The sequence below is a fragment of the Prosthecobacter vanneervenii genome, assembly GCF_014203095.1.
Taxonomy (GTDB): domain Bacteria; phylum Verrucomicrobiota; class Verrucomicrobiia; order Verrucomicrobiales; family Verrucomicrobiaceae; genus Prosthecobacter; species Prosthecobacter vanneervenii.
Genome location: NZ_JACHIG010000005.1, coordinates 472,449 through 484,904, shown reverse-complemented (window position 1 = coordinate 484,904; position 12,456 = coordinate 472,449). Strand labels below are relative to the sequence as shown.

Annotated in this window: 1 protein-coding gene (cut by a window edge); it reads left to right on the top strand. The window is 58.2% G+C overall.

Going from position 1 to position 12,456, the window contains the following annotated elements; all coding sequences use genetic code 11:
• On the top strand, nt 1-12,456 hold the 3' portion of the coding sequence (locus HNQ65_RS14345; RefSeq protein ID WP_184340237.1) for an autotransporter-associated beta strand repeat-containing protein. It extends 22,314 nt beyond the left edge of the window; the window shows 12,456 of its 34,770 coding nt (coding positions 22,315-34,770); its start codon lies beyond the left edge, outside the window; it ends in the stop codon at nt 12,454-12,456.

Here is a 12,456-nt window from a genome sequence, read left to right as displayed (position 1 = left end):
AACGGAACGCTGCTTTTCAACCAGACCACCTTCAATCTGATCGACACTGGCTTTGCCACCAATGCGCGTCTGGGCGATGTGCTCAATCTCGGCGGCTGGCTGACTCTGAACGGCAGTTCCACATTCAATGTGGGAGACAACTATCGCACCGGAGGCACAGGTGGTGGCAACCTCAACCTGCCTACGCTGAGCGGTGGACTGGTTTACGATGTCAGCAAGTTCCTGTCTGACGGCATCATTGTCATCATCACCACACCTCCGCCAATCCCGGTCAAGCTCAGTGCCTACAACCTCGCAGGCAGCGGCTCGTGGAACCCAACGGCTTCATGGAGCCCCGCGCTGGTGCCGAACTCCACGGCCAGCATTGCAGTCTTGGGCTCCAACATTACTTCCAACGCCATCGTCACACTCGACGGCTCCAAGACGGTGGGCAAACTGATCGTCGGCGACCAGAACAACACCAACTTCTTCACGCTCGCTCAGGGCACTGGTGCTGGCAGCCTGGTGTTTAACAACGGAGCCTACGGCAACGCCTTGCTGAGCAAGGTGCAATCCAACAGCGGCACGGTGGCCACGGACGTCATCGCCGCTCCGGTGCTTCTCAACACCAACTTGAACATCAACGTGAACTCCGGTGGTGCTGCCGGACGAATGGACATCAGTGGTGCCATCTCGCAGAGCACCGCAGGTCTGGGAGTGAACATCATGGGGGCGGGTCGCGTGACTTACAGCGGCCTTACGGCCAACACTTACTCAGGTGACACCCGTGTGTTTAACCGCGGTTTTGGTGACGCCACCAACGCCCAGCTGGTGCTGGCTAAAACACAATCGATCAACGGCGGTGCTGCCACCTTTAACACTACCGCCAGCAGCAATCAGGTTACAGTTTCCGGTGACATCACCACCCAGATCTATGCTGGAATGAGCATCACTGGTGTTTCGGCCATCCCGTCTTCTGCGGTGGTCAGCAGTGTGAGTTACAACTCAGCGCTGAATCAAACCGTCATCACGATGTCCAGCAACGCCAGTTCGACGGCCAGCGCATCGGGAACGTTTGGAGCTTTCGGCACGATCCCATTCAATACCAGAAGTGGCAGCTCGACGATCACGGCTACGGGCAATTATACCAATCGTCTCTACACAGGCATGCCGCTTGGGGGTAATTCCAGCATTCCTGCCGGAGCGCTGGTGGGTGCTGTGAGCTACAACGCCACGACCAACACCACCTCAGTCACCCTGATTTCCAACGTGACCAACAGCGGTCTGAACGCCACGGCGGACTCCACGGGGGTGGCCACCACTTACGGCAGCTATGCTACGACGACTAATGGAAGCACCACCGTGACGGTGGCCTCCACAGCTGGTTTCTATCCAGGCATGCCTGTCACGGGGAACCCCAACATTCCAGCTGGGGCCACAGTCGTTTCTGTCACCAATGCCACACAGTTTGTGCTTTCTGTTCCTGCCACAGGGGCAGGTACGGCTGTGACCACCATCTTTGGTTCCAATGTGGCCAATGGCTCAATCGCCGGCAACCTCATCATCGGCAATGTCAGCATGGGCGGCTCAGGCAACGCCGTGGTGGCGCTCGCTGGCAGCAACCAGATCGCCGATACATCCATCCTGCGCTTTGACTCAGGCAACGGCGCGGCATCCACCGGCAACGCCGGCAACAACAGCTACTTCAAGCTGATGGGCTTTGATGAGACTGTGGCTGGCCTTTCCGACTACACCGCGAGCGGTGTGATCGAAAACACCGAAGGGGAAGCCAATCCGTATGACAGCACGCTGACGCTGCTGACTACTGGAACGCAGAGCTTTAACGGCTTCCTGCGCAACCGTGCCAACAACAACGGCTCCGGCATTCTCAACCTGGTGGTGAGCGGTACTGGCACGCAGGTGCTTGCGCTCGGCAACATCAGCTACACCGGCTCGACCACCATCAACAGCGGGGCCACGCTGGTTCTGGACTCCACCACGAACTTCAACAGCATCATTATCAACAACGGCACTCTTGGAATCCGCAGCGCCGGCACCACCTTCAACTTTGCCGAAGTGGTGACAGGAAACGGTTCTGGCTTCCGCGATGGTGGCGGCGGTACTGTGGCTCTCACAAATCCCAATCAGCAGGCCACATGGACTGCTGGCAGCACCACCGTGACGGTGGGCTCCACTGCTGGACTGGTTGTCGGCATGCCGGTCAGTGGCACGGGGATTCAAGGTGGAAGCACCATTGCCAGCATCCTCAATGGCACGCAGTTTACCCTCAGCTCCGCTCCGACGACTGGTGCGACGCTCACCAACCTGAACTACAACGGCACTCTGCAGAAGACCGGGGCCTCGACCAACTCCACTGTCAGTGGCAGTGCTACAGTGACTGTGGCCAACACCACGGGACTCACTGCGGGAATGGCTGTTTCTGGACCCGGCATCCCGGCTGGTTCGGTCATCCGCAGCATCACCAATGGCACACAGTTTGTTATTTCTGCCGCCGCCACGGCCACCAATGGCGGGCAGTTTTACACCTTTGGCACGCTTGTCTCCTTCGGCGGTGGGTTCAAGGTCTATGATGGCACGGTTTACAATGCCAACAGCATCACCAACTTTAACACGCCCACCACCATTGGCGGGACGGGCTTCTATATTGAAGGTCTGCAGAGCCTTTCCACGGTGACCTGGAACCAGCCTGTCACGGTCAGCTCCGGCGGCCTGACACTGAAAGGCACCGGCGACAACGTCATCAACGGAGCGGTGCTCAACGTGCAGTCTTACAGCACGGTGAATGGAGCGGTGACGATTGCTGGCGGCGATCTTCGCATCACCGGAGCTAATGGAGCTCTGAGAGGTGTCACCGCCATCAACCTCTCCGGCAGTGGCAATTCTGGCAACAGCAACAATCTTCCCGGCCTGAACATCATTAATCGCGCCAGCGTCGTTAACAGCGCACTGGATCAGAGTGCCAATGTGGCTGACCGCCTTCCTGACACGGCGGCTATCAATATGAACGCAGGGCGCCTGCTGCTCATTGGTCAGGGAGATGCCTCCTCACCGACTGCTGTCTTTGCGGAAACTCTGGGTACCCTCACCCTTAACGGTGGTTCCAATTACATTGGCAGCTTTATGACCAATGGTGTCAGCAATACGCTGACCTTCAGTGGTTTCGGCAGCCGCGCAGCGGGCGCCACGGTTTTCTTTGATTCGGTCAATGGCAACGTGGATTCAGGTTCAACTGGCATCAGAATCTCCAGCGGGCTCAGCAACGACTCCACTGGCATCCTGGGCGGTTGGGCCACTCGCAGCTGGGTTTCCTCCGGTGCCACCTTGATCGACTGGGCTGCACTAACAGGAACGGCAGTCACAGCTTTCAACAGCTACAGCACGGTTGGCATTGGGTCTTGGAACAGCAACGCGCTGAACATCAAGATGTCTGGCGGCAATCAGGCCTCGGCCAGCAACACCAGTTACGCGGTTCACACGCTCAACATCCAGGACACCACAGCCAGGACCCTTACCATTGCCAGCGGCAGTGTTCTCAGGATCGATGCGGGCGGCTTGCTCTCCAGCCGGGCCAATCATGTCATTGCTGGTCCGGGGTCCATTACCGCAGGTAACGGTTCGGGCTCATATCAGCTGATCTTCCAGACGCCGACGAATCAGCTCACGGTCAATGCTAGTGTGGCCGATAATGGCAGCAACGCAGTCTCTCTCGTCAAATCGGGGTCTTCGACGCTGATTCTCAACCCTATCACTACCAAGACCACCAACCTCACGGTGGGTAATAACGTTGTCGCGATCACGTCCGGTGGCACTGCCGACCTGCGAGTGGGGGCTACGGTCACTGGCTCTGGCATTCAGAGCGGCACGACCATTACTGCCATCAACGGCAACAACATTACTCTCTCCCTCGCTCCGACGGTGGCAGGCAGCAACGTCACGCTGACCTACGGCTCGGTCAATACCTACACAGGCAAGACCATCATCAATGAAGGCGTGGTTCAGATCACTCGTGAGTCCGACCTCGGCGCCAATCCCTCTAGCTTTGTTGCCGATCAGCTGTTCCTCAATGGCGGACGTCTGCTTATCAATGATACGATGTCCTTTGATGACACCAACCGAGGCATCACGATCGGTGCGACGGACGGCCTGATCTCCGTCTCGGACAACCGCCGGGTTACCATGGGGGCGACCAATACGATTGATGGACGCCTGGGCAGGCTCATTTACGTCACTGACTCGACCCACGAGGGTGCGCTGGAAATCGCGGGTAATAACGACCTTTCCGGAGGTCTCGAAACCAACGGAACCACGACTGCAGGTGTGGCCACACTCGCATCCACTTACTCCAGCGGAAGTACTCGGATTTATGTTGGCCCATCCTTGGTCCAAGGGCTGAGAGTGGGGGCCACAGTCACTGGTCAGACAGTGACTCTGCCTGATGGCACCACCACCACCACCACTTACGGAGTTCCGCTTGGGACGGTGATTACAGCGATCGACTACAACACGGGGTACATCACGGTTTCAAACGCACTGACCGCAGACGCCAACGGAGTCAATGTCAATTACGGCGGCTTCAACACCATGGTGCTGACGGGTGACAACCAGATCGGTTTCATCCGTGTGCTTGGGTCCTCCATTGAACTTCGTGGCAACAACACTCTCAATGCGGACATCGCCATCAACAATGGCACGCTGCGTCTTGGCTATCAGGGCTCCGGAACCAACATCTTCAACGGCACACTGACACTCAACACTGGCAACGTGATCTTCAACAGTGACACGGCTCTTCAGACGAGCAGCGGCGCGGGTTATAACCTCAAGCTTCTGGGCGGCACCATGGACCTCAACGGCTATGACACCACCGTCTCCAGCCTGACGGGTAGCGGAACTCTGACAAACGAAGGCACCGGTGTCTCGGTAGTCACCATCAATTCCGACCTCAGTTTCAGCTTCAACGGCAACATTCGTGACGGACTCTCCGGAACAGGAAGCGTTTCCGTGGTCAAGAACGGCCAGGGGATTCTTGGTTTGCTTGGTTCAAATGGCTACAGCGGACCAACCGTGATCAATGGAGGCGGCATTGTCATCAGTACGCTCAGCCTGGGAGGATTCAACGGTGGTCTTGGGACCGCATCCAATGCCGCATCCAATCTGGTTCTCAACGGTGGTGTGCTCCGCTACACTGCCGCCAACAGCGCGATCACTGATCGTTCCTTCACGCTGGGCACGGGGGCTTACGCTGGCGGACTGGTGGCTGACGGCACACGCCTGAACGCCACCCTGACCTGGGGCTTTGATTTCTCGCCTGCGGTTGAATTCACAGGCAGTGGAGACCGCACCCTGACCCTAGGGGGGGCAAACCGTGGTGACAACATCTTCGGCCTGGTGCTTGGTGATGGAACGGGCGGACTCACCTCGCTGACCAAGATTGGCAACGGTACATGGGTGGTTGGTTCTTCTGTCAGCCGTGATGGCACGACCACCAGTGGCAGCAGCACGATTGCCATGGCGGACACGTCCAGAATCAAAGTGGGTCAGCAGGTGAGCGGTGCTGGCATACCAACTGGCAGCACGGTTGTGAGCATCAACACGAACAACAGCATCACTATCAGCCGCAACGCCACGGCGAGCGGGTTGGTTTCTGTTTCAGTTCAGGGCAACAGCTACAGTGGTGAAACCACTGTTCTGGCCGGTATTCTTGCCGCCACGGTCGACGGGGCATTTGGTGCTGCAGGCGGCGCGGGTGTGGTCATCGGCGGGGGCACCAATACGAGCACTGTTCTGGGCAACCAGAATGCCACGCTGGACTTGCGCAATGTCGCCTACACCACCATTGAGCAGATGTTCCTGGCCGGCGGCACTCTTGCCACCACCACGGGCAACAGCTCTTGGGCCGGCACCATCACGGTCTCTGCCAACTCCAACATTCTTGTGAATTCAGGGGCCACGCTGACGCTTTCTGGCAGCATCGCCGGGGCGGGAGCCATCACCCAGCTTGGCTCAGGCACCCTCATTCTGACAGGTGGTGCTGAAGCTACCACACGTAACAACACCACTAGTGCCATGGTGCCCAGCTTCACGGTTCAGGCTGGCACGCTGCAGCTGAATTATTCGACGAACAACACCTCCAAGTTGTCTGACACCGGCTCACTCACTCTGGGTGGTGGCCGCTTGGGCGGCTCCATCGTTCTGGTTGGCGGTTCGCATGTGGAAATTGTTTCCGGAACCACCGTGGCCATCGGCAGCAACACCATCAGCAGGACCAGCGGCACTTCCATTATGCGCCTCAACGGAATCGGCGTGCAGTCCGGTGGCACGCTGAACTTCTCTGCCAACGATATTGCCAGCACCGACACCAACAACACCAACGGCATCCTCGGTGGCTGGGCCACGGTGGGTGGCACGAGCTGGGCTGCCAAGAGCAGATTCAACGAAGCCGGTACAGACACTGGCAACACCACGGGTGGAGATCTGCTGATCCGTGCCTTCACCTCCTACCTCTCCAGCAGTGCAGCCAATGACTGGGTGCTGCCCACGACGGCGAACTCTGGAGCCAACATGGACATCGTCGGCCCCAGCACACAGAACAACACCACGCCGAACACGCTGCGCTTTAATACAGCGAACACGAGCGCCACCAATATGACCGTAACACTCTCTGGCACCAACGTTCTGCAGGGCAGCGGTATTCTGGTCACCTCCGGCCTTGGTTCTGATGTGGCCGTCATCAACGGCACGGGAACGCTTAGCGGTGGTGCTGGTTCCAACTCGGATCTGCGCATCTACCAGAACAACACCCTGGCACCGCTGGAAATCTCTGCTGTGATTGCGAATTTGGCGCCCACAAGCAGGACTGGTTCAGCTGTTTCAGGCACCAATACCATCAGCGGCATCAGCGTGGTTGGACTTGCTCCCGGCCTGACGGTTTCTGGAACCGGAATTCCTAGCGGGGCCACGATTACCAGCATTGACGCGGTGAACGGTGCCATCACCCTGAGCAGCAACGTCACCCAGAGCGGTTCGCCAACGCTCAGCTTCACCCCGGTGGCCAACGGCTTGAGCAAAACTGGGGCTGGGAATCTCATACTCTCCGGCCTGAACACCTACACCGGCGTCAATACGCTGAACAGCGGTGTGCTGACCGTGCGTCAGCTCTCAGTGGAAGGCTTCGCTGCCAATTCCGTTCTTACCACGGTTAATTCCACCACGACCAGGTTGGTCAGTCTCACAGACACCACAACCAACGGTCTAACCTTTGGTCAGGTCGTCACTGGTACCGGACTGCCAGCAGTGGTCAGCCTCAGTTCCACGACAGTATCTGGCAGCAGCCAGGTCACTGTTTCTGATTCGACAGGCCTTACCAACGGCTCTCCTGTGGTGGGGGCCGGCATTCCTCCGGGAACGGTCATTACCGCCATCAATGGCAACATCGTAACGATCAGCGCTAATGCCACCGCCAGTGGCAGTGGCAGCCTCAGCTTTGGCGGTGCCACCATCTCTGCCATCAACAGCAACACGCAGTTCACGCTCTCCAACGGAGCCACCATCTCCACAACACAAAATCTCAACTACAGTGCCTACACTGGTTTCAGCGGTTCGTTGAACTCCACCACGCAGAGAAATAGCTCCACCATCACGCTGGTAGGTGGCTCCACCACTGCCGGCTTGACACCTGGGCAATCTGTTACCGGGAACAACATCCCTGATGGTGCTGTTATCGCGACGATCATTGATGCCACCCGTTTCACCATCAGTCTCACCGCTACAGACAACGGCACCAACAGCCTGACCTACGGTGATCCATCTGCCTTTGTGAAGAGTGGCGTCTCTCTGGCCTCCACGACCACCAGTTCTGCAAGACTCGTGCTGCCCAGCACGGCTGGACTGACTTTGGGCCAGACGGTTAGCGGCACAGGCATCCCCGCCGGGGCGGTCATCATCCGTATTCTGGACTCTCACAATGTGGACATCAGTGTTCCTGTGACAAGCACTGGAACCAACAACCTCACGTTCAGCGCGCCGACGGTTCTGGGCGGCAGTTTCAACGCCACCACCACCAGTGGCAGCACCGCTGTTACATTGACCGCTCCAGCCACCGGGCTCACGGTGGGCCAGCTGGTCACTGGTCCTGGCATCCCTGCTGGCACGACCATCGTCTCCGTCCTCAGCAGCACACAGATTGTTCTTTCCAATCCTGTGATGGCCACCTCATCGTCCAGTTTGCTTGCCTTTGCCAATGCAGCAAGCAACCTGGGGGCCTCCAGCAACGCTGCCGCCAATCTGATTCTAAACAACGGCACGTTCCAGTTTAATGGTACCAGCGCTACATCTGATCGCGGCTTCACCATCAGTGCAGATGGTATCTTCGATGTGGGCAATGCCTATACAAACCTCGTCCTCGGCGGGAACATCACCACCCCTGCAGCCGAGGAAAACTACCGCCTCATCAAGCAGGGTGCCGGCCTGCTGGAACTGCGAGGCACTCTGACACCTAATGCAGGCAGCTACGGCATCAGCACCATCCTTGTAAATGACGGCACGCTTCGCCTGAACGCCACCTACAGCGACCAGTTTGTGCGCAATGACGTCGGTGCCCTCACCATGGGGGGCGGCATGCTGGAGCTTGTCGGTGCCTCCGACCGCAGCACCACGCAGAACATCATCGGCACCTTCACCCTGACGGAAGGCGCATCGGTGGTCAAAGTGTCCAGCACTGCCAATGCCACTGTGGACACCACACTGGCGCTGCAGGACAGCGCCAATCCCACCAAGGTCAGCTACAGCAAGGGCAGCTCGGCGCTGTTCATAGAAAACACCAACGGTGGCAGCGGAGATGCCAACATCACCCTGGCCGGCCAGTTCGGGCTGGATGTGCAGGTCGTTCTCCCGCGTATCACATATCAGACTTCCATCGACATCAGAAACCCCGGAGTGAACTACTTCGCCTTTGTGGACGCGAACGGCTACAGTGTCATTGCTTCTGACAACATCGCCATCGGTGGTGCTGCAGCGCACGTGATTGCCGGGGACGTCTCCACCTGGCAGCCCTACATGAACGTCATGGACGGTGCTCAGAGCTTTGACGCCTTTACGGGCACCACACTGACATCTGCTGCAGCCCTCACGGCCTACAACCTCCCCAACGCCACAGTCAATACGATCCGCTTCTTCAACAGCAGCATCGCCCGCGGGGCCACCTTCACGGCTGGCAGCAATCTGGTGACGAATGTGGTCACCACAGGATTGCAGGTCGGACAGACAGTCCGCTCATCAGACGCCATCCTGCCGCTGGGCACGACCTACACGATCACAGCGATTGATGCGGTCAACAAAACCATCACCCTCAGCGGCAATGCGGTGATCTCATCGTCCACAGACAGCATCTATGTCGATGGCACGAACTCCAGCACCATCACCATTGCGGACACACTGACCCTTGCCCAGGGAGCCATCCTTCAGACCACGCATGCTGGCAATCACGTCAATTCCATCGTTGGTGGGGTGCTCACCAGCGGCCTGGCCAATACTGACGGCACTACGGCTGACCTCATCATCCACAACTGGAATCCGTCACGTTCGCTGATCATCGGATCCACGATTGCCAACAACAGTGCTGGCGGTCTGGCCGTCAATCTCGTGCAGACTGGAGACGGCACCACCGAGCTCACTGGTGCCAACACCTACACTGGCATCACCTACATCCAGGGTGGAAGCCTGCGTCTGGACAATGGTGCTGCGCTCTCACCCTTCAGCAATGTCCATCTGGAGGGTGGTGTCATTGGCATCGGCTACAATGGAACATTCCAGAACACGATTGGTTCGGCGGCGGGCCAAATCAACTGGGTCAACAGCGGTGGTTTTGCCGCCTACCTGTCTGTGGCCCCCCTGTCTGGCACACGAACATTGAACAGTTCCACGATCACCCTTGCTTCGAATGCTGGTCTCGTGGTCGGCACGCGAGTGACAGGCACGGGGATTCCTGCAGGAGCCACTATCACCGCAGTCAGCTCCAATGGCACTGATATTACTATTTCAGCCAGTGCCACCTCCAGTGGCACTTCGCTGGTCAGCTTCTCCATCGATCGCACCGTCAACATCGGCGGTGCCGGAGCTACGCTTGTCTGGGGTTCTGGCGGTTTTGTGCCGGACAATGACTCGCTGATTCTTGGTGCGCAGGATTCCGATACCACGTTGGTGTTTGCCAATGGCATCGATCTGGGGCGCAAAACCCGGCTCTTTGAGGTGGCCTCTGGCCGCGGCGCGGCCAGCACGTCTGACGCACGCCTGACCGGGCTTCTTGTGGGAGACGGCGGCAGCCTGGTCAAAGGCGGCCTGGGTACTCTCGAAGTCAATAATGCCAGCAACAGCTACACCGGCGGCACCTATCTTGCTGGGGGCACGCTGGTGACCACGAACAACACCTCCTTTGGCTCAGGCGGCATCTTCGTCGGCACCAACAGCGACACCGCATTCAGGGACACCACCCTGACGCTTGAGTATCGTTACAACACCCCAGGAGACGGAACTGTGGCCAACAATATCAGCTTTGGTTCGGCCAATTATGAGGGGGTCAGTCTGCTCAAGGTTGGCAATTCCGACTTCACGACCACCTTCTCCGGCAACACCGTTCTGGATCGCCCTTCCGGAGCCAATGTGCTCATTCAGACCAGCAACAGCAACATCTTCGCGGGCGGTGTGGAATTCTCGGGTGTGGTCAGCGGTGGTGGCGGCTTTACAGTGATTGGAGGCGGCACGGTGGCACTGTCCAATACAGGCAACACCTACGGGGCTTTCACGGGGGCTTCAGGTGCTGCGATCAATGGCGCCACGGTGATCCGCAACGGTGCGCTGAAAGTCAATGACACAGGTGTTTTGGGCGGCACGACCCTCGAACTGGGCGATGCGAGCTACGTCGTGTCCAATGTCGCGCTGGCCACCAATGGAGCCTCGGTGCTCGGAGTGGACCGCAGCACGGTGGGCTACACGGCGGACAACAAAGGCTCTCTGGGTGGTGCCTTTGTGGCCAATGGCAATGGAACGGTGGCCGGCAATGGCGACGCTGTTCCCGGACCTGGGGCATTCTACAACATCAGCACCACCATTGATGGTACCACCTTCACCACCGCCAACATCGGCACTCGCATCCTGGTTAAGGATGAGGCCGCCAATCCAGAGCGCAACGGCATCTATCAGATTGTGCAGTTTAATCCGGATGGCACCATGAACATGGTGCGTGTCGGAGACTTTAGCACCTCGGCCAATATGCTCTATGGCACACAGGTTACGGTGAATGGAGGCACCTCTGCAGGCCAGACGTTCTTCATGGCGGCACAGAACGTGGCCAGTCCAAATACCGCCACCAGCAACCCGGTGGTTTGGCTGGCGGACACCGTCAGTCCCAACGTGACGCTCATCGTGGCAAACGCCAACCTCACGACGATCACTCAAAACATTGATATCAATGCCAACGGTTTTGGCACTACCACCATTACCAGCGATACCAGCAGCAACAATGCTACCTTCACCGGTAATATTACGTTGCAGGATCTTCAGCCTGGTGTGCAGGAGGCCAAGACGCTTTCGGTGGATCCGTATGGAGCTACATATACCTTCACGGGTGTGATCGGTGAAGCCACCCCCGGCAGCTCAGCGACGGATGACCTTCTGTCACTCGCGCTTAATGTCGGACCTGCAAGCACGGTGGTGCTGTCTGGCGCAAACACCTACAAAGGTGGCACGACCATCTCCTCAGGCACAGTTTTGGTTAACAACACCACCGGCTCAGGCACAGGCTCGGGCAGCGTCACTGTCTCCAGCGGCGCCACACTCACAGACACTGGCATCATTGCTCCCACCACAGGAGCCAGCATAATCGTCCAGAGCGGTGGTGTGCTCAACGGCTCGGGGGTCATCTCTCTTGCTTCCGGCGCCAGCGTGAATGTCAACTCGGGTGCTACCTTTGCCGTGGGCTTGGCGGCAGACACCAGCGCCAAGACCTTCACCATCAACATGCAAACCGGCAGCAATGTCACACTGGCTGGTAATCTGCAGATCAATCTGTTCTCTAACCAAGCCGGGACCACCTTGGCTGAGGCTGATCGCCTTATTTTCACCAAAACCGGTACACCGACGATTAACATCAGCAATGGTGCAAAGCTCCAAGCGAGCACCGTGGGCAGCCTGTCATCGACAAGCTTTGTGGTGGGTGACAAGTGGCAGTTGATCGACTGGGCGGGTCTGACCCCGACCGGCACCTTCACCTTCAGCAATCTCACCGGCAACTTTACCCGAGACTTCGCGAATTTGCCGACGCTTCAAGGCAGTCTGGCATGGGACATCAGCCAGCTCTACACCACGGGTGTGATCACAGTCGCTGTGCCCGAGCCTGGGCGCCTGCTGCTGCTTATCTTCAGCCTGATGGCGCTGGGCTGGAGAAGGCGCCGCCGGGTTCTGTGA